General features: G+C 70.8%; 21 protein-coding genes and 2 pseudogenes. 9 read left to right on the plus strand and 14 right to left on the minus strand.

Annotated features, from left to right (window positions below):
* The first annotated feature begins 20 nt into the window (after window positions 1-20).
* Window positions 21-1,178 carry a CAF17-like 4Fe-4S cluster assembly/insertion protein YgfZ gene (gene ygfZ / locus ACY5KJ_RS06120; protein WP_462187193.1) on the plus strand — a complete coding sequence of 386 codons (1,158 nt, stop codon included), beginning with the start codon at window positions 21-23 and terminating at the stop codon, window positions 1,176-1,178.
* Window positions 1,179-1,206: 28 nt separating this feature from the next.
* Here ygfZ and ACY5KJ_RS06125 read toward each other — a convergent pair whose 3' ends face one another.
* The 5 genes from ACY5KJ_RS06125 to ACY5KJ_RS06145 form a co-directional block, all read right to left on the minus strand.
* Complete coding sequence (locus tag ACY5KJ_RS06125) at window positions 1,207-2,556, minus strand: transcriptional regulator (RefSeq protein ID WP_462202959.1); 1,350 nt, start codon at window positions 2,554-2,556, stop codon at window positions 1,207-1,209.
* Between the two features lie 355 nt (window positions 2,557-2,911).
* A complete protein-coding gene (locus ACY5KJ_RS06130; protein WP_462187194.1) occupies window positions 2,912-4,078 on the minus strand; it encodes an ABC transporter ATP-binding protein in 1,167 nt (388 codons plus the stop codon).
* A gap of 25 nt (window positions 4,079-4,103) precedes the next feature.
* The gene (locus ACY5KJ_RS06135; RefSeq protein WP_462187195.1) at window positions 4,104-5,462 is read right to left on the minus strand and encodes an extracellular solute-binding protein; all 1,359 of its coding nucleotides are present in this window, start codon (window positions 5,460-5,462) and stop codon (window positions 4,104-4,106) included.
* A gap of 12 nt (window positions 5,463-5,474) precedes the next feature.
* Entirely contained in the window at window positions 5,475-6,440 is a 966-nt protein-coding gene (locus ACY5KJ_RS06140; RefSeq protein ID WP_462187196.1) for a carbohydrate ABC transporter permease, read from the minus strand.
* Window positions 6,437-7,342 carry a carbohydrate ABC transporter permease gene (locus ACY5KJ_RS06145; protein WP_462187197.1) on the minus strand — a complete coding sequence of 302 codons (906 nt, stop codon included), beginning with the start codon at window positions 7,340-7,342 and terminating at the stop codon, window positions 6,437-6,439. The genes ACY5KJ_RS06140 and ACY5KJ_RS06145 overlap by 4 nt, the downstream gene beginning before the upstream one ends.
* A gap of 278 nt (window positions 7,343-7,620) precedes the next feature.
* Between ACY5KJ_RS06145 and ACY5KJ_RS06150 the strand changes: the two genes are divergently transcribed.
* The 4 genes and pseudogenes from ACY5KJ_RS06150 to ACY5KJ_RS06165 all read left to right on the plus strand — a co-directional run bounded on the left by ACY5KJ_RS06150 (window position 7,621) and on the right by ACY5KJ_RS06165 (window position 11,795).
* On the plus strand, window positions 7,621-8,850 hold the full coding sequence (locus ACY5KJ_RS06150; RefSeq protein WP_462187198.1) for a DUF349 domain-containing protein: 1,230 nt from the start codon (window positions 7,621-7,623) through the stop codon (window positions 8,848-8,850).
* A 411-nt stretch (window positions 8,851-9,261) separates the two neighbouring features.
* A complete protein-coding gene (locus ACY5KJ_RS06155) occupies window positions 9,262-10,038 on the plus strand; it encodes a helix-turn-helix domain-containing protein (protein WP_462187199.1) in 777 nt (258 codons plus the stop codon).
* Between the two features lie 164 nt (window positions 10,039-10,202).
* Window positions 10,203-10,730, plus strand: a complete 528-nt coding sequence (locus tag ACY5KJ_RS06160; protein ID WP_462187200.1) for a hypothetical protein — start codon at window positions 10,203-10,205, stop codon at window positions 10,728-10,730.
* A gap of 117 nt (window positions 10,731-10,847) precedes the next feature.
* Window positions 10,848-11,795: pseudogene (locus ACY5KJ_RS06165) on the plus strand (aldo/keto reductase).
* Between the two features lie 93 nt (window positions 11,796-11,888).
* Here the strand turns inward: ACY5KJ_RS06165 and ACY5KJ_RS06170 are convergent.
* Window positions 11,889-12,683: pseudogene (locus ACY5KJ_RS06170) on the minus strand (class I SAM-dependent methyltransferase); the annotation flags it as partial.
* Window positions 12,684-12,929: 246 nt separating this feature from the next.
* On the opposite strand from ACY5KJ_RS06170, the gene mshA reads away from it, so the two are divergent.
* Both mshA and ACY5KJ_RS06180 read left to right on the plus strand, forming a co-directional pair.
* Window positions 12,930-14,237 (plus strand): D-inositol-3-phosphate glycosyltransferase, encoded by a 1,308-nt coding sequence (gene mshA, locus ACY5KJ_RS06175; protein ID WP_462187201.1) that lies wholly within the window; start codon window positions 12,930-12,932, stop codon window positions 14,235-14,237.
* Between the two features lie 56 nt (window positions 14,238-14,293).
* On the plus strand, window positions 14,294-14,788 hold the full coding sequence (locus ACY5KJ_RS06180) for a type III secretion system chaperone family protein (protein WP_462187202.1): 495 nt from the start codon (window positions 14,294-14,296) through the stop codon (window positions 14,786-14,788).
* 115 nt (window positions 14,789-14,903) lie between these two features.
* Here ACY5KJ_RS06180 and ACY5KJ_RS06185 read toward each other — a convergent pair whose 3' ends face one another.
* The gene (locus ACY5KJ_RS06185) at window positions 14,904-15,266 is read right to left on the minus strand and encodes a DsrE family protein (RefSeq protein ID WP_462187203.1); all 363 of its coding nucleotides are present in this window, start codon (window positions 15,264-15,266) and stop codon (window positions 14,904-14,906) included.
* A 213-nt stretch (window positions 15,267-15,479) separates the two neighbouring features.
* On the opposite strand from ACY5KJ_RS06185, the gene ACY5KJ_RS06190 reads away from it, so the two are divergent.
* Both ACY5KJ_RS06190 and ACY5KJ_RS06195 read left to right on the plus strand, forming a co-directional pair.
* Complete coding sequence (locus tag ACY5KJ_RS06190; RefSeq protein WP_462187211.1) at window positions 15,480-16,046, plus strand: nitrobindin family protein; 567 nt, start codon at window positions 15,480-15,482, stop codon at window positions 16,044-16,046.
* A gap of 184 nt (window positions 16,047-16,230) precedes the next feature.
* Complete coding sequence (locus ACY5KJ_RS06195; protein ID WP_462202960.1) at window positions 16,231-16,482, plus strand: hypothetical protein; 252 nt, start codon at window positions 16,231-16,233, stop codon at window positions 16,480-16,482.
* Window positions 16,483-16,552: 70 nt separating this feature from the next.
* Here ACY5KJ_RS06195 and ACY5KJ_RS06200 read toward each other — a convergent pair whose 3' ends face one another.
* The 7 genes from ACY5KJ_RS06200 to ACY5KJ_RS06230 form a co-directional block, all read right to left on the minus strand.
* Entirely contained in the window at window positions 16,553-16,852 is a 300-nt protein-coding gene (locus tag ACY5KJ_RS06200; protein ID WP_462187204.1) for a DUF1416 domain-containing protein, read from the minus strand.
* Window positions 16,853-16,855: 3 nt separating this feature from the next.
* Complete coding sequence (locus ACY5KJ_RS06205) at window positions 16,856-17,707, minus strand: sulfurtransferase (RefSeq protein ID WP_462187205.1); 852 nt, start codon at window positions 17,705-17,707, stop codon at window positions 16,856-16,858.
* Window positions 17,704-18,123, minus strand: a complete 420-nt coding sequence (locus ACY5KJ_RS06210) for a DUF4395 domain-containing protein (RefSeq protein ID WP_462202961.1) — start codon at window positions 18,121-18,123, stop codon at window positions 17,704-17,706. The genes ACY5KJ_RS06205 and ACY5KJ_RS06210 overlap by 4 nt, the downstream gene beginning before the upstream one ends.
* Window positions 18,124-18,216: 93 nt before the next feature.
* Complete coding sequence (locus tag ACY5KJ_RS06215) at window positions 18,217-18,384, minus strand: putative leader peptide (RefSeq protein WP_462187207.1); 168 nt, start codon at window positions 18,382-18,384, stop codon at window positions 18,217-18,219.
* Complete coding sequence (locus ACY5KJ_RS06220; protein ID WP_462187208.1) at window positions 18,332-18,796, minus strand: thioredoxin family protein; 465 nt, start codon at window positions 18,794-18,796, stop codon at window positions 18,332-18,334. The genes ACY5KJ_RS06215 and ACY5KJ_RS06220 overlap by 53 nt, the downstream gene beginning before the upstream one ends.
* 65 nt (window positions 18,797-18,861) lie before the next feature.
* Window positions 18,862-19,803, minus strand: coding sequence for a hypothetical protein (locus tag ACY5KJ_RS06225; RefSeq protein ID WP_462202962.1), 942 nt, complete (start codon window positions 19,801-19,803; stop codon window positions 18,862-18,864).
* 84 nt (window positions 19,804-19,887) lie between these two features.
* Window positions 19,888-20,184 carry a MoaD/ThiS family protein gene (locus ACY5KJ_RS06230; protein WP_462187210.1) on the minus strand — a complete coding sequence of 99 codons (297 nt, stop codon included), beginning with the start codon at window positions 20,182-20,184 and terminating at the stop codon, window positions 19,888-19,890.
* Window positions 20,185-20,267: the final 83 nt, after the last annotated feature.

A 20,267-nucleotide genomic window follows, 5' to 3' on the forward strand; every position in this document is an offset into this window, starting at 1 on the left:
ACAGACCTAGACTGAGTTCCATGACCGCCGGGTCCCTCACGACGTCCGCCTCGCTCTCCCCGTTGCTCGGCCTGCCGGGTGCGGTGGCCGGCACTGCCGAAGACGCCGTGGTCGCCGCCCACTACGGCGATCCGCTACGGGAACAGCGCGCAGTGCGCGACGGCGCCGCCGTCGTCGACAGATCGCATCGGGACGTGCTGCGCATCTCCGGCCCCGACCGGCTCTCCTGGCTGCACAGCGTTACCTCTCAGCATCTGTCTGCGCTGGGCGCACTGCGGGGCACCGAGGCGCTGGTGCTCTCCCCGCACGGCCACGTCGAACACCATCTCGTCCTCGCCGACGACGGCACGTCCACCTGGGTGGACGTCGAGCCCGGCACCGGCGGCGCCCTGCTGCGCTACCTGGAGTCGATGCGCTTCATGCTCCGAGTGGAGCCGACGGACATCGGCGCGGTGACGGCGGTGCTCAGCGTGCTCGGGCCAAGGGCCGCGCAGGTCGCGGCCGCGGCGCTGGACGGGCCGAGTGACGGCGCGCCCGGCCTGGACCTGCCCGAACCACAGGCACCCGACCCGGTCGGGGCACCGATCACCGGTCCTTACCCGGTCGCTCGCACCGGGACGGGCACGCTGGTCCGGCGGATCCCCCACGGCGTCGACCTCCTCGTCGGCCGGGCCGACCTGACCGGCACCGTCGAGCGGCTGCGCGCCGCCGGGGCGGGTCTGGCCGGGTTGTCCGCCTTCGACGCCATGCGCATCGCCTCCCGACGGCCCCGGCTCGGCCGGGAGACCGACCATCGCACCATTCCGCACGAGGTGGGGTGGCTGGCGAGCGCCGTGCACCTGGACAAGGGCTGCTACCGCGGGCAGGAGACCGTCGCCCGGGTACACAACCTCGGTCGCCCGCCGCGGCGGCTGGTACTGCTGCATCTCGACGGCACGGTGGCGGCGCCCCGTTCTCCCGTCACGGTCGGCGAGCGCGAGGTCGGGTTCGTCGGCAGCTCCGAGGTCCACGAGGAACTCGGCCCCATCGCCCTGGCGGTAATCAAGCGGTCCGTGCCGGCGGATGCCGCCCTCGTCGCCGCCGATCCCGACGGCGCGCCGCTGGCCGCCGCGATCGATCCGGACGACGAACCGGCCACGACGGTGCCGAAGCGTCCCGCCGGGCGGCTGCGTCCCTGATTCCCGGCCGGCTCGGGTTCCGGCCGGCTCAGGCGGTCCGGGCGAGGAGCTGATCGAGTTCCCGCACCGCCGGGTCGGTGCCGTGCCGCCGCAGCCGGCGGCGCAGCTCGTCGGCCCGGCGGGCGTTGCGCTTGGATCGCGTCGCCTCCAGCATCGGCAGGGCCTGGCGGGTCAGCTCGCACCCGTGATCGACGTTACCGAGATCCATCTGGACCGCGGCCCACCGGAGCAGGTAGGTGGCCCGGTCCCGGGCCCGGGAGTCCGGGTGGATCGCCAGGGAGCGTTCCAGCCACCGGTCCGCCTGCGTGAGGTGACCGAGATCGATGTAGCAGCTGCCGATCTGCGCCTGGTACTCGGCCTCGTCAAAGTAGGACGACCAGGCGGGGTCCTCAGGCCGCGCGGTGACCATCGCCTCCTCCGAGCAGGCCAGCGCCTGCGCGCAGGCGCTGGCCTCCCCGAGCGCGGCGTGGGCACGGGCCCGCCGCATGTGCAGCATGGCGCCGACGCGACCGGACGCTCCCCCGGCGCTGGCCACGGCGGCCTCGGCCAGATCCACCGCCTCCCGCGGGCGGGCGAAGTCCACGCACTGCAGGGACATGTTCTTCAGCACGTTCGCACCGAGCATGCGGTCCCCGCCGGCGTGCGCGGCATGCAGCGCGGTGATCCAGTACCGCTGAGCGGCCGTCTGGAAGCCGGCGTCGAACGAGACCCACCCCGCGAACCGGGCGAGCTCCGCGGCCACCAAATGCAGGTGACGGCCCACGTGCTCGGTGTAGGACCCACGCACCAGCAGGTCCGCCACCACGCCGAGCTCGGCGTCGACCAGCCGGCGCACGCTCTCCCCGCCGAGCCGCTCATCCATGACCCGCAGCCCGGGGATGTTGTGCTCGATCCGGTTCACGATCTGGTCGTCGACCCGTCCCCCGTTCAAGGCCGCCGCCAGCCGGGCCGGTTCCATGCCGAGCCACTGCGTCGCGAGTTCCGCCACCCCGACCCCAGTGATCGTCAGGAAGCCGCGGCGGTCGGAGAGCGCGTCCTCGACGACGTCCATGATCGAGGTTATGCTGCCGCCCGGCGTCCACGGGTACTCGGTGCGCACCGCGTCGCCGGTCGGTAGCCACGCGGGCCAGGGGTGCGACTCCAGGCGATCGTTGGGCACGCCGAGCTCCGCGGCGAGCGCGAGCTGGGACACCCGGTCGGGCACGACACCACGGTGCTCCCAGCGCCAGACCTTCTGCCGCTCGGCGGCCATGTTCGCCACCCCGAGGTCACGTGCGCGGCGGGCCACGACCCGCGCCAGACGCTGATAGGACCACCCGCGCTGGGCTCGGACGAACGCAAGCGGATGAGTGCAGGCATGAGCGTTATCCGTCAGCATCGACGTTCTCCTCGTAGTCGCATCTCCAGGGCCACTTCCGTGAGCACCTACTAACGCTATGTCGCGACATCTTGGTGCTCCAAGAGACGACTCCGGTGCGATGCGTGCACAGAGGTCACTCCCGGACCACTGGCGGGCCCTGATTGCACGCATGTCCGCCGAGCCGTCCGAAAAAAGCGCGTTATATTCCTGTTTCGACCGAACACGACCACGTCGGCCGGTCAGGAATTCCGTTGCGAATCGGGCAGTCGGGGACATGCCCATGGGAAGGGCCCCTCCGCGGTTCACGCGGCGCCGATCGGACTGGACGCGCGGTGGGAAGGGGACGGCCGCGGCGGGGCGAGGCCGCGCCGCGTCAGATCCGGGCGCCGGCTGCGTCGAAGAAGGTCAGGGTGGACAGCGGTGCGCGCAGGGTGACCGGCATGCCCACGCCGAGCACCTGAGCGGCGTCGACCCGGACGGCGAGCACCCCGGCGGAGGTCCGGACGTGCACCGTCCGCTCCGCTCCGAGCCGCTCGCTCACCACGACCTCACCGGTCACCCGCAGCGCATCCGACGCCAGCGACGCCAGCGCCACCGGCGCCACCACGGCGTCCGCCGGTCCCAATCCTGATCCGGTGGAAGCCCCCGCAGCCAGGACCAGGTGCTCGGGCCGGACTCCGAACGCCGTCGCGCCGGCGGGGGCGGCCAGGGCGAATCCGTCCCCGCGCAGCTGGCCGTCATGCCAGCGTCCCTCCCGGACGTTCATCGGCGGGCTGCCGACGAATGCCGCGACGAAGCGCGTGGCGGGCCGGTCGTAGATCTCGTCGGGCGTCCCGATCTGCTGCAACCGGCCGCCGCTGAGCACCGCGACCCGGTCACCGACCGCCATCGCCTCGGCCTGGTCGTGCGTGACGAACAGAGCGGTGGTGCCGAGCCGGCGCAGCAGGCCCACGATCTCGACCCGCAGATCGACCCGGAGCTGGGCGTCAAGCCCCGACATCGGCTCGTCCAACAGGATCACCCGGGCCCGGGTCGCGAGTGCCCGGCCGATCGCGACCCGCTGGCGCTGGCCCCCGGACATCTTCGCGGGCCGGCGAGCTGCCAGCTCACCGATGCCGAGCATGTCCAGCGTCTCACGGGCCCGGGCCACCGCCGCGGCCTTCGGCAGGCCACGGCCGTAACGCAACGCCAGGGTGAGGTTCTCCAGCGCCGTCAGATGCGGGTAGAGCGCGAAATGCTGGAAGACCATAGACACGTCCCGGCGGTGGGGTGCGACGCCAAGCTGGCTGACCCCGCCGAAACGCAGATCACCCGACGTCGGCTCCTCGAGCCCGGCGCAAATCCGCAGCAGCGTCGACTTACCCGAGCCGGACGGTCCGAGCAGCGCGACGATCTCCCCCGGCGCAACCGTCAGGGTGACGTCGCGCAGCGCATGGACCGGGCCGAACGACCGGCTCAGCCCGTCGATCTCGATCGGCACCCCCACGGTGGCGGCCGTCACCGCGACGGGTCCGTCGGCCGGTTCCGTGATCCGGGTCATCGGTCTCTCCCACGGCGTCCGCCGGTCAACGGGTGAGTTCCACAGCCTGGCTCTGGGCCGCGGCGAGAGCCCTGACCGAGTCCTCACCCTTGAGGATGCGCTGCACCTGGTCCGAGATCGCGCTCGGGACCTCCCCGCCGCGGGCCCCGCTCCAGGCCGGCGCCTTCACCAGCGAGGGGATTAGTGCGTTGAACGGCTTGAGCTGCGGATAGGTCTCGTAGAACGACCCGAGCTGGCTGACAGCCTGAGTATCCACCGGGATGTAGCTCAACGCCTCCGTGCTCGCGGCCACGACGTCCGGCGAGAGCAGCGACACGACCAGTTCGGTCGCCATCTCCCGCTGGCAGCGGTCGGTGGACAGGACCGTCAGCGCGTTGCCGCCCGCGACCGGGTGCTGGGTCCCGCCGGGCAGGGTCGGGAACGGGACCGCGCCGGCCCGGAAACCCTTAGTCCCCTGCCCCGCGATGAACCTTAGCCCACCGGCCACGGAGGCCACTGTCACGGCGGTCATCGCCGTCTGCCGGCGGATGCCGAACCGCAGCAGGCCCTGCTGGGTCGGGTCGGCGGAGTGCGTGCCGTAGCTCGCGGCCTTCGCGAGGAACGCGGCGGCCTCGCGGGCCGCCGGGGTGTGCAGGGCGGGCCGACCGTTCGCGTCCTGGATCGACGTCCCCTTGGAGCTGGCCAGGGTGTTGAGGATCCACTGCCCGAACTGCTGGCCGGTCGGCAGGTCGAGGGGCTGGATGTTCTGACCCGAAGCCTTGATCTTGTCGGCGGCGACGATCACCCCGTCGGTCGTGCCCAGCGTCGCCGGATCGACGCCGGCCTTCTGCAGCACGTCGAGGTTGTAGACCAGGGCCAGGGACGACACCTGCTGAGGAATGCCGATCTGCTTCCCGGCGACCTGCCCGAGGCCGACCAGCCGCTGGTCGTAGGACGCGCGCAGCAGGCGCGGGGAGAGCTCCTGGGCGCCGAGGTCCCGGGCGAAGGTCGGGAGCAGGTCGAAGCCGGCGACCGCCACGTCGACGGAACGGCCGGCCGAGCGGTCGGCGCTGATCTGCTGGACGAGGGAGGTGTAGTCCGGCGCGCTCGTGTTGAGGTCCACGGTGAGGCCGGGATGCGCCTTCTCCAGATAGGCCTTGCCGGATTTCGCGACGTCGTTGAGCGTGCCGACGGCGGACATCCGCAGCCTCTTGACCTGGGCCACGCAGGCGGGCGACGCCTTGGCGCCCGCCACGTTGTCGACGCCGGCACCGGCCGGGCGGGCCGTGGGGCGCAGGCTCTCCGCGGGGTCTGCCGGGCCCGCGTCACCACCGCCGCCGCACGCGGTCAGGATGATCATCGCAGCGGCGACGGGCAGCGGCAGCATTCGGCGAATACGGATCACACGTTCCTCCTCTCAGGCACCGGCACCCGTACCGGTGATTCCGGCGGCGAGACGGCGTTGGGCGACGACGAAGACGACGAGCGACGGCAGGCTGATGATCAGCGCGGCCGCGGCGAGCTCGGTGAAGTCCGGAATGACGGAGGAGGAGTCGGTCATCAGGCGCGCGAGCGCCAGCGGCGGGGTGGCGATGTCCGGCGACCGCGCGACCAGCAGCGGCCACAGGTACTCGTTGTACGACAACAGGAAGCTGAACACCGATACGGAGGCGATCGCGGGCGCGGCGAGCGGCACGATGATCGTCCACAGCGTCCGCCAGGTACCGAGCCCGTCCATCCGCGCGGCTTCCAGGACCGACCCCGGGATGGTGCTCATGTACTGCCGGAACATGAAGATCATCGCCGCGTGTGTCATGAACGGCAGGACCAGGCCGACCCGGGTGTCAGCGAGTCCGAGCGCGGAAATGGTGACGTAGTTCGGCGCGGCGGTGATCTGGGTCGGCACCAGCAGGGTGGCGAGTACCACCGCGAAGGCGGCCGTACACCCGCGAAAGCGCAGACAGGCGAAGGCGTAGGCGGCCGGGATCGCCGTCGCGAGCTGCAACGCGAGGATCGCCAGGCTCACCGCCACCCCCGTGAGCAGGGCGGGTCCAAGATCACCAGCGTACCAGGCGCGGTCGAACGAGCTCAGGTCGATGCTGGACGGGATCGGGTTCGACGTCAGCGCCAGCGCGGTCTGCCGCGGCCCGATGGCGGTCCGCACCATCCAGACGAAGGGTAGGACGGCCGCGACGATGCCGATCGTGAGCAGGACGAGACGCCCGATCGTCGGTCCGGCCGGTGACCGGCGGCGACCGCGCCGCGATGCCGGGATCGGCGCCGGCGCCGATCCCGGTTGCGGGGCCCGCCGACGCGAGGCTCGCCGCACGGCGTGGCCACGGGGCGTGGGCCCGGGCACCGGGCTGGAGGTGTCGACGCTCACGCGGCGGCCTCCCGTGTGCGTCGGATGCGGCGCCCGAGCAGCCCACCAGCGGCACCCAGTGCCACGATCACGACAAACAGCATCAGGGCGATCATCGAGGCATATCCGATGCGGAACGATCCAGTGAAGCCGACCTCGTAAATGTAGTAAATGATCGTCGTACTGGAGTCCAGGGGGCCACCTTTCGTGAGCACCGCGACCGTTTCGAAGGTCTGCAGGGTCAAAATGGTGACGAACACCCCCAGGAAGATCGTCGTCGGGGCGAGCAGCGGCAGGGTGATGTGACGCAGCCGGGCGAATCCGTGGATGCCGTCCACGTCCGCCGCCTCGTACACCGATCTCGGGACCGCCGTCAACCCAGCGAGATAGACGACGAAGACGAAGCTCGTCAGCCGCCAACCACCGACGAGGGCCACCACCGGCAACGCGGTCGAGGTGTCGCCGAGCCAGTCGACCGGAGCCACCCCGAACAGCCCGACGATGGTGTTCGCGAGACCGTCGGGGCTACTGTCGAACATGTAGGCGAACACGACCGCCATGGCCACAATATTCGCACTGACCGGCAGAAACAGCGCACATCGCACCAGCGCCCGACCGTGGGTCACCCGTTCGGCGGCCAGCGCGAGCGCCAGCCCGATCGCGACCGCCGGTACCACCGTGAGGGCGCAGTACAGCAGCGTGTTGCGCACGGCGCCGGCCAGGTCCGCGTCAGAGAGAGCGGTACGCAGATTCGCCGTGCCGACCCAGTCGAAACGCGGCCCCGTCAGGGTCTTGTCCGTGCCCGCGATGAACGCCGACATCAACGCGGGCCCGACGACGAAAACACCGAGTCCCACGAACGCCGGCAGCAACAACACGCCGACTCGCCAGCCCGCCCGGCTACCACCCACCTCACGCGTCACGGTTATGCATCCTGGCCCCACCTGTGCCGGGATGCCGGTACGGGGTGGCTCCCGCGGGGGAGCAGCCGGTGCCTGCACGTGTCGTCCGGTCCGTCCACATCCCACGCGACACCGCCGACGGCCCACGCAACACCGCCGACGGCTCGGATCGACCCCCACGGCCGACGCGCCGCACCCGGTCGACGGCGAATCGTGGTGACCGATCCGTGGCGGCTGTCCCCTCAACGGCCAACGCCTGCAAGAATGGCAGGAAACGTCAGTCGATCTTCGGGAACACCATGAGCGACCGCAGCGAGCCCGACCACGCCTCCGCCTGGGGGCGTGTCGCCGACGACGGCACGGTCTTCGTTCGCACGGCCAGCGGCGAACGTGCCGTCGGATCATGGCGTGCCGGCAGTCTCCGCGAGGGTCTGGCCCACTTCGAACGCCGCTTCGACGATCTGTCCGCCGAGGTCGAGCTGCTCGAACGGCGGCTGACGGTCAGCGGGGTTGATCCGGCCGGGATCGTCGGCAGCGCCCGCCGGCTGCTCGGCTCCCTCGACGAGGCCGCGGTCGTCGGTGATCTGGAGGCGCTGCGCACGCGGCTGGAGGCCGTGGTCGCCGCCACTGAGGAACATCGCTCCGCGCTCGCCGCCGAGCGGGCCGAGCGGGCCGGCCGGATCGCCGCGGCCAAGGAGCAGCTGGTCGCCGAGGCCGAACGGCTCGGCCGCAGCTCGGAGTGGAAGACCGCCGGGGAGCGGTTCCGCGCGCTCGCCGAGGAGTTCCGCGCCGCCGGCTCGTTGGACAAGCGCACCGACTCGGCGCTGTGGCGGCGCATCGCCACGGCCCGGGACGAGTTCACCCGCCGCCGGACCGCGCACTTCGCCGCCCTCGACACGCAGCGGGCCCGTTCAAGGGAACGGAAGGAGGCGATCATCGCCGAGGCGGAGGCGCTGTCCGACTCCACCGACTGGGCCGGCACGACCGCCCGCTACCGGGCGCTGCTCGCCGACTGGAAGGCCGCCGGTCGCGCGGCGAAGGATATCGACGACGCGTTGTGGAGCCGCTTCCGTACGGCACAGGACGCCTTCTTCACCCGCCGCAACGAGGCCAATGCCAAGCGCGACGCCGAGTTGCGCGAAAACCAGGTCAAGAAGGAGGAACTGCTGGCCGAGGCGACGGCGTTGGATCCGGCCGATACCGACCGCTCGCTGCGTCGTCTCCGGGAGATCCAGGACCGCTGGGACGAGATCGGACGGGTCCCCCGGGAGATCGCGGGCTCCCTGGAGCGGCAGATGGCGGCCATCGGCGACAAGCTGCGCGAGGCCTCCGATGCTCGCTGGGCCCAGCGATCCCTCTCCTCCTCACCATTCGTGACGAAGCTGCGGGAATCCGTCGCAAAGTTGGAGGCGAAGCTGGCCCGGGCCCGGGCCGCCGGACGCACCAAGGAGATCGCCGACACCGAGTCCGCCCTCGCCACTCAGCGGGCCTGGCTGGCCCAGGCCGAGGGACAGTCCCACAACGACTGAGCCGCGCCGGCAGGCACGGGCGCTTCGGGTGGGCCCGAAAACGGGGAACTGCGGCATCTGCCGTGGTCACAGGGGCGACGGTCCGCGGAGTACCAGGTGGTGCACCTCGGGGCGGACACGTCCAAAGATCGCTAACTGACCGCTTGCCAGAGTTAGCAACCCGACGTATCGTCGGCTGCGTTGGTGATGTGTTGTGGCGGCGCACTCGTTTCCGTACCGGCCGGAGCCTGCCGAGGCACCATGGCCTCCCCTGAATCGCAGCGTCCACGGACGGCGGGCTCTCGGCGGGCAGTCGTCCTCGGCGTCCTCGGCCGCAGGGTCCAGCCGTATGCCGAGGTTCACGGATGGCGGGGCGCCCGCCATGGGCGCGGCAACCCGCCTCGCCCTCCGGCGAAGGAGGCGTTCGACCCGGTGGCGGCCCTGAATGTGCGCGATCTCGGTGATTTCATCCGCGATCAGCGGCACACCGCACAGATCTCCCTTCGTCAACTCGCCAAGCAGGCCGGGGTGAGCAACCCTTACCTCAGCCAGATCGAGCGAGGCCTCCGGCGGCCGTCCGCGGAGATTCTTCAGCAGATCGCGAAGGCGCTCCGCATCTCCGCCGAAGTGCTCTACGTGCAGGCCGGAATTCTGGAGAAACGGCAGGGCGGAGAGAACGTCATGGCTGCCGTGCTCGCGGACGAATCCCTGTCCGAACGACAGAAGCAGGTCGTGCTCGACATCTACGAGGCGTTCTGCCGGGAGAACGCCATCGCGGCGCGGGCCGGCCGCGGCCACCCGGACGGCGACGCCGAGGCCGGGTCGCGCGGGTTCGTCCCTGGCGAGCCCGCCGCCCCGACCGCGAGTCCAGCCGCCATCGGTGGTTCGTCGTCCGCACGGGGTTCGGCCGCCACCGCGGGACCGACCTTCGCGGAGCCGACGACGAAACGGAAATCCGCCCGAGAGGCGTCAACGACATCCCGGGGCGGCACCACCACCGCGGCACGGTCGGCCCCGTCGGACGGTACGGGCAGGCCGTCACCGGGAACCGCCACGGGCCGCACCAGGCGATCGAAGGCCACAGGAGGCGAACCGACGGCGACGAGGGCCGAGAGCAGTCCGATCACCGGCGCTCCCCCCGCGTCCACACCCGCCCCGGCAGCACCGGCTCCGCAGCCGACCACCGACAACCCGGTCGATCAGACCTAGGTCGACCGGCGGGGACTGCGGCGACAAGCAGGACTCCGTTCCTGTACGGCATATCACCACCCTGACCCTCGCATCATTTACCCGACCTTTCACCCGTCGGCGACGAATCGCTAACAAGAAATCTCTACACGAAATCAACGAATCTTCGAACCGAGGGAGACATCATGGCCACCACGCGCACGACGAATCGCCCCGCGAGCCGTCCCACCGCCCGCGTCAGCACGCAGACCCAGGAGGACACGGCCGAGGCGAGGGCCGAGGTCAAGGTTCCGCTGGCGGAGGTGCGCAAGCCGCTCTACGCGTCGGTGGGAGCGGCGGATCTCGCTGTGGCGAAGCTGCTCGCCCTGCCGACGACCACCAGCACCGAGGTTCGGAAGATCTCCGACCGGGTCGGCGCGCTGCCCACCCAGGCGGCGCGGGTCCCGACCCAGGTCGGGACGGCCGTGCGTGCGCTGCCGGCCACCGTCACCTCCCAGATCTCCGACCTGCAGGGACGCGCCACCCACCTCTACAACAGCTTCGCCACTCGGGGGGAGAAGCGGGTGGCGAGCATCCGGCGCAGCCCGGCCACGGAGGAGGCGGTGCAGCACACCCGGACGGCAGTGAGCCAGACCCGCGCCGCACGCACCTCGAGCCGCAAGGCGGCCGAGGCGGTCGGCCGGGCCGTGACCGAGGCCGCCCCAGAGAAGTAACGGCCCGCGAACATCGACACACCGGAACACCAACGGGCAATCATTGACGTGTTCCGGTCGACTACGGGTCCGGGGCCTGGTGCCCGGGGCCCGTGGTCCGATGTGTTGTATTAACTCATGCGCTATCGCCCGCTGGGATCCTCCGGACTACTGGTGTCTGTCGTCGGCCTCGGCTGCAACAATTTCGGCTCGCGCGTCGACCTCACCGGCACCCGCGCGGTCGTCGACGCGGCGCTCGACGCCGGGATCACGTTCTTCGACACCGGCCGACACCTACGGGAACAAGGGCGGCTCGGAGACGCTTCTCGGGCACGTGCTGCGAGGCCGCCGCGACGATGTCGTCCTCGCCACGAAATTTGGCAACGACATGGGCGGCATGTACGGCCAGGACTTCAGCGCGCGGGCGTCCCGGCGGTACATCCGCAAGGCGGTCGAGGGTTCGCTGAGCCGGCTGCAGACCGACTACATCGACCTCTACCAGCTGCACACCCTGGACGCCTTCACGCCGATCGAGGAGACGCTCGAGGCCCTCGATGAGATCGTCAAGGAGGGCAAGGCCCGTTACATCGGTGCCTGCAACCTCGATGCCTGGCAGGTCGCCGACGCGGAGTGGACCGCCCGGGCGTCCGGGGCGACCCGCTTCATCTCCGCACAGAACCACTACAACCTGCTGGAACGGGGCGTGGAGGCAGAGCTCGTGCCGGCCGCCCAGAAGTACGGCATCGGCGTCATCCCGTACTACCCGCTGGCGAACGGCCTGCTCACCGGCAAGTACCAGCGCGACGAGGTGCCGGCACCCGGCTGGCCGGCCGGCCGGACGAGCTGACCGACGAGGTCTTCGACCGGCTGGACGCCTTGGAAACCTTTACGCGGGAGCGGGACCGGTCGCTGCTGGACGTCGCGATCGGCGGGCTGGCCGCCCAGCCCGGGGTCGCCTCGGTCATCGCCGGCGCGACCAGCCCGGTCCAGGTGCGCGCGAATGCCGTGGCCGGTCAGTGGCAGCCCCGCGCGGACGACCTCACGGTGCTCGACAAGATCGCCGTGACCCGCCGTCCCGCCGACTGAACGCGGGACCGACGGACCCACGATCCGGGGCGTCCCGCCAGATCTCCGCCGGGACGTCCCGCACCGCGCCGGCAGAACGTCCGAACCGCCCGCCGGGGGCCAGTCGACGGTCAGCTCGCCCAGCCGCCAGCGCCGCCGGTCGCCGCGGACCGGCCAGCCCTGGGCCTGCAGATCCGCCACTGCGGCGATCCACCGCTGGCGTGGGGAAAAGACGGCCCGCGGCGCGGCCCGCTCCCAGGCGCGGTCGAAGGCCGTGAACAGCCGGTGGACGTCATGGCCGGGTACGTTGTGCTCGATGAGCGCCTTGGGGAGCCGCTCGGCGAGCTCGGACGGACGGGCGAGGCTCGCCAGATGCGCGGAGAGGGTCAGCGTGGGCCCGGCCGGGCTCCGCGCGCCGGACGGCAGCCAGGCCGGCGCCGCTCCCGGGGCCGGAAGACCGAACCAGCAGGCGCGCCGACCCGTCTCGTCGCAGGTTCCCTCGACAAGCATCCCGCCGGGGGCGAGCCGCGCCAGCATCGTCGCCCACGCGCCGGGGACCGCAGCCTCGGGATACTGCCGTAGCACGTTCAGGGCACGCACCAGCACCGGGCGCTCCCCCGGCGGCGGAAGCTCGAACCCGCCGCGGGTGAACCGCAGCCCGGGAGGTCTCGCGGCCGGGACGGCCCGGGCGACCCGGTCCTGGTCGAGCTCCAGGCCGACGACGCGCACGTCCGGACGCACCGTTCGCAGCCGCTCGTAGAGCTCCACCGTGGTCACCGGGGACGCACCGAAGCCGAGATCGACGACCAGGGGATCCGCCGCCCCACGCAGCAGCGCGGCGGCCGCGTCGAGCGTCCAGCGATCGATCCGTCGCAACCGGTTCGGCGCGGTGGTACCCCGGGTGGGCATCCCGAGGGCACGCGCCCGTCCGGCCGCGAGCCGCCGCGCCCGACGGGAAGAGTTCGTCACGGATCCACCCTGGCAGACCGGCAGGCCGGCGGACCAGGGGCCGGCCGGGACCCCGAAGGGGGGAGACCAACAGTTGACCTGACAACCGGCCGGGTAGAACGGTTGGAGACGTGTTCGTCCACAGCAGGGTGGGTCGTGTCGGGCAGGCGCCGGGGACGTGGAGATGTGGAGATGCGGAGGTGCTCGATGCGTCTGATCAGAAGCGGCGCCGCCCAGGTCCGCGGTGAGCCCGAACGGCGCGGGCGGCCCAGCCGGGTCGCGATGCTGTCCATGCACACCTCACCGATGGAGCAGCCGGGAACGGGCGATGCCGGGGGGCTCAACGTCTACGTCGTCGAGCTGTCGCGGCAGCTCGCGGCGTTGGGGGTGGAGGTCGAGGTGTTCACCCGCGCGGTGAGCAGCAAGCTGCCGACCTCGGCCGAGCTGTTGCCGGGTGTGACGGTCCGCCACGTCGACGCCGGCCCGTACGAGGAGATCCACCGGGAGGATCTTCCCGCCTGGCTGTGTGCGTTCACCGCAGCTCTGCTGCGCGCCGAGGCCGGGCACGAACCAGGGTGGTTCGATGTGATCCACTCGCACTACTGGCTGTCGGGTCAGGTCGGTCTCGCGGTGGCACGGCGATGGGGTGTCCCGCTCGTGCACACCTCCCATACGCTGGCAAAGATCAAGAACGGCGCGCTGGCAGCCGGAGACCGCCCGGAGCCGCCTAGCCGGCTGCTCGGCGAACAGGAGGTCATCGGGGGGGCCACCCGGCTGCTCGCCTCCACGGCGGACGAGTACCGGCACCTGACCGATCTGTACGACGCGGCGTCGGACCGGATCGACGTCGTCGCGCCCGGCGTCGACCTGGAGGTCTTCCGGCCAGGTGACATGGCGCAGTCCCGGGCCCGCGTCGGCGTGGATCCCGCCGACGACCTGCTGTTGTTCGTCGGCCGGATCCAACCGCTCAAGGCACCCGATCTGCTGCTGTGCGCCGCCGCGGAACTGCTGCGGCGCGATCCCGCCCGCCGCTCGCGGCTCACCGTCGCCGTGGTCGGCGGCCCCAGCGGATCCGGTCTGGAACAACCCGACGCCCTGGTCAAGCTCGCGGCGTCTCTCGGGATCTCCGATCGCGTCCGCTTCCAACCGCCGGCCCCGCAGCAGGAGCTCGTCCACTGGTACCGCGCGGCCACCGCCGTCGTCGTCCCCAGTCACAGCGAGAGCTTCGGCCTCGTCGCGCTCGAGGCCCAGGCCTGCGGCACTCCGGTGGTCGCCGCGGCGGTCGGGGGCCTGTGCACCGCGGTCGCCGACGGTGTCTCCGGGCTGCTCGTCGCCGGTCGGACCCCCGCCGTCTATGCTGACGCGCTGGATCGGCTGCTGCGCCAGCCACGATGGCGGGCCCGGCTCTCCGCCGGAGCGGTGGCCTGGGCCGGTGGGTTCGGCTGGTCGGCCACGGCCCATGGCGTGCTGCGCAGCTACCGGCACGCGCTGAGCCCCACCGCCGTCGCCGTCTGAGAAAGGATCTCCGCCGGAACCGGCATCGTCTACCAGCTACCGGGGAGGCCCCAGCCATGACGGCACCCATCGACGCGGCGGAACGCAACCGGCTCGACGTGGTGATCGAGGACACGCTCAAGGATCTCGGTCTCGCCTACGACCATGTCGACACCGGCTCGTTCCTCGTCGCGCTGGAGGGCGAGCACAAGCTGCGCACGATGACGTGGCTCGTCGTGCAGGACCACACCCTGCTCGTCGAGGCGTTTTTTATGCGCGCCCCGGCGGAGAACGCGACGGGCACCTACGGATTCCTGCTCGGCCGCAACGCGAAGACCTACGGGGTGCACTTCTCCATCGACCGGGTCGGTGACATCTTCCTCACCGGGCAGGTCCCGCTGCTGGCGGTCACCGCGGAGGAGATCGACCGCCTCCTTGGCTGCGTCGGCTCCTACGCCGACGAGAACTTCGACCCGGCGATAGCGCTGGGATTCGCCTCCGCCATCGAGCGGGAGAAGGCGTGGCGGGCCAAGCTGGCCGCCGACGCCGGCTCGGCCACGAAGCCGGGATGAGACCCGATCCCGAGAAGGACGCGGTGCTTCCCGGCGATTCACGCGCCCCCATTGTACCCAGGCCGTTGTACCCAGGCCGTTGTGTCCAGACTGTTACGTCTGGGCCGGGCGCTCCTCAGTAGACGAGGGCCTGCACGCCGTCCGCGAGAACCTCGTCGACGAACGCGGCGGCGCCGGCGATGCGGACGCCGGGCAGGACGTCGTCCGGGCCGATGGAGCGCCGGGCCGCGCACTGGGTGCACAGGGTGACGCGCCCCTCGGCGAGGATGGCGGCGAGCAGATCGGGCAACGGCGCCGCCTCCGGCAGGCTGAACTCCTCCGCCCGGCCGGGCAGCGCGAACCAGGCGGACTCCCCGGTAAGCCAGAGCGAGACGTCCGTACCGGCGGCGGCGGCGACCGCCGCGACCGTGAACGCCTGGGAACACCGTTCCGGCGCATCCGTCCCGGCGGTGACCTTGACGACGAGCGGGCGGGCCATCGTGCCAGTCTGCCAAAAGCCGCCCTGGCGCGCAGCTATGCCGCGTGGCGCCTGAGGTGACCAGGACCGGTACGGCCACGAGGAGTCCCGTGATCTCGTCGTCTAGGCTAGAGGCGTGCTGCACTACTTCTTCACCGGGCTTCTGGTGGCGATGTCCGTCCTGATCGCCTGGTTCTCCGGTTACGTGGTCTACAAGCTGTACGAGGGTCAGCGCTGAGCGCCGGGAAGCGGTCCGCGGCCGGATCGGCGCGGTCCGGCGCGGCGACGAACACCGTTGATCTGCACGCCAGCCTGCTACCGCTGGCCTTCCTCGTCGGGACCTGGCGGGGCGAGGGGGTCGGCGGTTACGAGGGCCTGGACGGATTCCACTACGGCCAGGAGATCACCTTCGCCGCGGACGGCCGCCCGGCGCTGGGATACGTGTCGCACACCTGGTGGGCGGACGAGCCCCGGGACGGCCGCGAGCCCGGCAGCCCGTTGGCGACCGAGACCGGGTTCTGGCGGGTCCAGTCCAGGGAGGGCGGGAAGCCGGTCGTCGAGGTGATGCTGGCCCACCCGTTCGGTATCGCCGAGATCTACGTCGGCACGGTGAGCGGCACCCGTATCGATCTCGATCACAACGTCCTGATCCGCACCGCCACCGCCCGTGACGTCACCCGGTCGGTGCGGCTCTACGGCCTGGTCGAGGGCGGCGATCTCGCCTACGCGATCGACATGGAGGCCGAGGGCAAGCCGATGCAGTCGCACCTGTCCGCGCGCCTGCACCGCGTGTCCGACTGAGCCGTCTCCGAGCAGGCGTCTCCAAGTGCCCTCCACCAAGAGATGCCCGCCTACCAAGAGTCACACTTCATTCACGGTATGGCGGAGCCTTTGCAAAAGACATCGCACGCGCAACGACAGACCACGAACGGAACACGTGAAAACGTGTTCAGACCCTCCCGGGATGCGCTTTCATGATCGCATGATGGCAGAAGCCGACGTACTCTTCGCGGTCGTCCTTTTCGCCGCCGCCGGCCAGCGTGCGGTCGACCGGATCATCGCGCCGTTCCCCGATCGGGGCTCCGCAGTGGCGTTCGCCCGCGACAACGGTCTGCACTGTTTCTCGATCGGCCCGATGGCTTTCGCCGTACCGACCACGGTTCCGCCACCGGCGAGCACCGCTTCGGCCGTCGTGCCACCGGCGGGAAACAACCGCGGTGGCCGGGTCCGGGCATGAGAACGGGGCAGCGTGAGAACGGGGACAGCGGAAGAAACCCGTTGTCCCCGTCCGGCGAAAGAACGCGACGTCAGGCCGCGACCTCGACCTGGGTGTCGACCGGCTCACCCTGACGGGCGACGACCTTGCGCTCGCCGGTCGCGCCGGGGACAAGAGCCCGGACGGTCCACTGCCCCGGCCGCGCGAAGAAACGAAACTGGCCCGTCGCGGACAGCGGAACCTCGGCGGTGAAATCGCCGCCTTCGTCCAGCAGGCGGGCATAACCGGTCGAAACCGGCTCCCCGCTCTGCACCACGACCCCCTGAATCACAGTCTCCTTGGCCACGTCAATTCCCTCCACAGATGGTCCACCGCTGATGGCGCCGCACATGGCTCACGTGCCCTTCTCGATCGGCACGCCGACGAGCGAGCCGTACTCGGTCCACGAACCGTCGTAGTTTTTCACGTTCGGCAGGTCGAGCAACTCGTGCAGCGCGAACCAGGTGTGCGCCGAACGCTCGCCGATGCGGCAGTAGGCGATGATGTCCCTGGACAGGTCGACCCCGGCCTCGGTGTAGAGGCCGGTCAGCTCGTCATTGCTCTTGAACGTGCCGTCCTCGTTCGCGGTCTTCGCCCACGGGATGTTCTTCGCCGTGGGGATGTGTCCGGCCCGCTGGGACTGTTCCTGCGGCAGGTGCGCGGGAGCAAGCAGCTTGCCGGAGAACTCGTCGGGCGACCGGACGTCCACCAGGGCCTTCTCGCCGATCGCGGAGATGACCTCCTCGCGGAAGGCCCGGATGTCGGTGCGCGGCTCCGGGGCGGTGTAGCTGGTGGGCTGGCGGTAGCTGGTGGGCTGGCGCGGGGTGACCTCGGTGGTCAGCTCACGGCTGTCGAGCTCCCACTTCTTGCGACCACCGTCGAGCAGACGGACGTCGGCGTGGCCGTAGAGGCTGAAGTACCAGTATGCATATGCGGCGAACCAGTTGTTGTTCCCGCCGTAGAGCACGACGATGTCGTCGTTCGAGATCCCCTTCTCGGAGAGAAGCTTCTCGAACTGCTCCCTGCTGATGAAGTCACGAATGACCGGGTCCTGAAGTTCGGACTTCCAGTCGAGACGCACCGCGCCCGGGATGTGCCCCTTGTCGTACGCGGAGACGTCCTCGTCGACCTCGACCAGGACGACCTTCGGGTCGTTACGGTTCGCTTCGACCCACGAGGCGTCGACCAGCGCCTTCTCACGGCTCATGTGCGTGCTCCTTTCACGGTTATCGAATGGAGAAAAAGATACAGGTGGCACCCGAGACAGAACTCGAACGCCGCATTGAGGAGAGCCGCCACGAAGGCCAGGGCCACCGCGACGTAACCGAGTGCCGGCATCCCCGCGAAGAATCCCACGAGACCCACGACGCCGAAGATCGCGCCGACCAGCTGGGCGAACCGGGGTGACGCGGCGTCCTCGGTGGCGGCGGGCGGCCCCAGTCTCGGCCGGATCAGGGAACGGAACACCAGCCCGTAGGGCGCGTACCGGACCCCGGCCACCGCCCCCACCCCGAACACCACGGTCTGCGCGAGCAGCAACCAGCGGCTGCCGGCGAGCAGTACCACGGCGAGCATGATCGTGGTGACGGCAGCGGCGAACCGCATACCGCGAGGATCTACCACGAGGCCTTCTCCTGACTTCCGGCTTGGACTACCCGCTCGGATGTGGCGATGCACCGGGGCCAGCCGATCACGGCTGAGGGACACAACCCACGATCAGGAAAGACGACACAGACAGCTGTGTACACGGCACAGGTCGACCGCGCGACGCTTCACAAGCTGTATCTGGGACATGGTTCGTGTCACGGTAGCAGTGAACGTCACGTCTGTGTTAACCCGCCGACGATGAATCCGAAGGATCACCATCTGCCCGATTGATCCCATCGAAAACGATCTCTTCGAGGGTGGCGAACACCGCCGCACGCGTCGGCGGGGCACTGCTTGCGCGCCGCACCTCCCTGCCATGACCGTCAATGATCAGTACCGTCGGAGTCCGCCCGATCCCCAGCCGACGGACGAGGTCGAGATGCGCCTCCGCATCAACCTCGACATGGCGTACCCCGGGCACGACCTCGGCAACCCCTGCCAGCACCCGACGGGTGGACCGGCAGGGGGCGCAGAACGCCGTGGAGAACTGCAGCAGCGTCGCCCGCTCCCCCATCGTCTCGCCCAACGATGCGAATTCGGCCCGCAGTCCGCCGTCCACCGGCCGGAACCGTCCGTCCCGGGCCCGCATGAGCACCCCCAGTCCAAGCGCAGCCACGGTTGCCACCGACAACACCCACATTCCGGTCACGGCTTCTACAGCATCCGACGGGCCGGCTCTTCCCGTCCAAGCCCCGCCACGGCCCGACGATCGACTCACGCAGGCAGATGCCGCCCGACGAAATACACCAGTGGCGCCGCGGAGGCCAGCGGCAGGATGGCGGTGAGCAGGACGTCCGCGACCAGCGCCGAGGTGGCGACCGGGCCGACCCGCGGCTCTGCGTCACGGGCCCGCGCCAGCACCAGATCGATGACGGCGGCCACGGCCCCTCCCGCCGCGGCGATCGCGACGGCGGCCCCCACCGTCAGACGATCGGGGTTGAGGGCACCGAAGCCGGCCCCCAGCGCCGCGCCGGCCAGAACGCCGACCGCCCCGGCCGGCACCAGCGGAACGCCCGCCCATCCCACTAGCCGGCCCACCACGACCGTGCCACCCGCGCCGAGGAGGCCGGCGATGACCAGCAGATCGGCCGGATAGTGCGCGCCGGACCCGGCGCGCAGCGCAAGGTAACCGGCAAAAAGCGCACAGAAGATGATCCCACTCAGCGCCGCAGCAAGATCCGCACCGACCCGCCCGGCGGGACCGGGCGGCGGACTCGAACCATTAGCAGACACCGGACTCGAACCATTGGCGGACACCGGGCCTGCCCCGGAGACGGGAGCTGACCGGCGTCGGGCGAGCTGGTAGAGGATCACGACCGCCACGGCGATCCCGACGACTCCGGCCAACGATCCGTAGCTGTGCCGGTCCGAGGCCAACAGAACCACGTCACCGAGGACACCCCAGGCCGCCACGAGCAGGGTGGTGCCGGTCGACGCCCGGAGTATCCGGACCCAGGCCCAGGCAAACGCGATCTGTTCGACGATGAGGACCGCCGCGAGGGCTCCCGTGCCGAGGGCTGCGGCCGCCATCACCAGGCCGGTAGCCACCAGGGCCGCCAACGGCAAAGCGCCCGGCGCCCAGCGGGCTGCGGGGATGGACGCAGCCTCGTCCGGGACGAGGACGCCGTGGGGCCTGCCAGGATCGCCTGCGCTCACCGGCCCATGCTGTCATGTCCGGCTCGGGCGGCTCACGTCGCGCCGTCCCAGCCAGGCGCGGCCTCGGGCCGGCGACGAACAGCGTCATCCCCCGGCGAAGGGAGGGATGGCCTCGACGACGCAACCGTCACGCAGGATGACCCCCGCCGGATCCCGCCGGCCCACGGGCTGGTCGTCGACGAGGTAGGAGCACCGTCGCAGCAGCGCCGGCAGGGCCCCGCCGTGGCGGGCCGCGACGACATCGAGCAGAGCGGCCAGCGTATCCGCGCCGATCTCCTCCTGGGGCACCCCCGCGGCGTCCCTGGCGGCGGCCCAGTAGCGGACGGTCACCCGCGCGATCGACGCGGGCCGGGCCGCCCCTGCGGTCTCGTCCGTCACCATCCTTCACCATCCTTCCGGCCCTTCGTCCGTCATCTTCACCGGAGAAGCGGGAATTGGTACGAACGCGTGGGGGTCGATACACA

It is taken from the genome of Frankia sp. CcWB3 (assembly GCF_977927595.1).

What these genes read in the sequence shown, in the direction of transcription:
- mshA (WP_462187201.1), top strand. Translation starts at nt 12,930, where the DNA reads ATGCGTCTGATCAGAAGCGGCGCCGCCCAGGTCCGCGGTGAGCCCGAA.
- ygfZ (WP_462187193.1), top strand. Translation starts at nt 21, where the DNA reads ATGACCGCCGGGTCCCTCACGACGTCCGCCTCGCTCTCCCCGTTGCTC.
- ACY5KJ_RS06195 (WP_462202960.1), top strand. Translation starts at nt 16,231, where the DNA reads ATGGCAGAAGCCGACGTACTCTTCGCGGTCGTCCTTTTCGCCGCCGCC.
- ACY5KJ_RS06230 (WP_462187210.1), bottom strand. Translation starts at nt 20,184, where the DNA reads ATGGTGACGGACGAGACCGCAGGGGCGGCCCGGCCCGCGTCGATCGCG.
- ACY5KJ_RS06185 (WP_462187203.1), bottom strand. Translation starts at nt 15,266, where the DNA reads ATGGCCCGCCCGCTCGTCGTCAAGGTCACCGCCGGGACGGATGCGCCG.
- ACY5KJ_RS06130 (WP_462187194.1), bottom strand. Translation starts at nt 4,078, where the DNA reads ATGACCCGGATCACGGAACCGGCCGACGGACCCGTCGCGGTGACGGCC.
- ACY5KJ_RS06200 (WP_462187204.1), bottom strand. Translation starts at nt 16,852, where the DNA reads ATGTGCGGCGCCATCAGCGGTGGACCATCTGTGGAGGGAATTGACGTG.
- ACY5KJ_RS06150 (WP_462187198.1), top strand. Translation starts at nt 7,621, where the DNA reads ATGAGCGACCGCAGCGAGCCCGACCACGCCTCCGCCTGGGGGCGTGTC.
- ACY5KJ_RS06205 (WP_462187205.1), bottom strand. Translation starts at nt 17,707, where the DNA reads ATGAGCCGTGAGAAGGCGCTGGTCGACGCCTCGTGGGTCGAAGCGAAC.
- ACY5KJ_RS06125 (WP_462202959.1), bottom strand. Translation starts at nt 2,556, where the DNA reads ATGCTGACGGATAACGCTCATGCCTGCACTCATCCGCTTGCGTTCGTC.
- ACY5KJ_RS06180 (WP_462187202.1), top strand. Translation starts at nt 14,294, where the DNA reads ATGACGGCACCCATCGACGCGGCGGAACGCAACCGGCTCGACGTGGTG.
- ACY5KJ_RS06215 (WP_462187207.1), bottom strand. Translation starts at nt 18,384, where the DNA reads ATGGGATCAATCGGGCAGATGGTGATCCTTCGGATTCATCGTCGGCGG.
- ACY5KJ_RS06160 (WP_462187200.1), top strand. Translation starts at nt 10,203, where the DNA reads ATGGCCACCACGCGCACGACGAATCGCCCCGCGAGCCGTCCCACCGCC.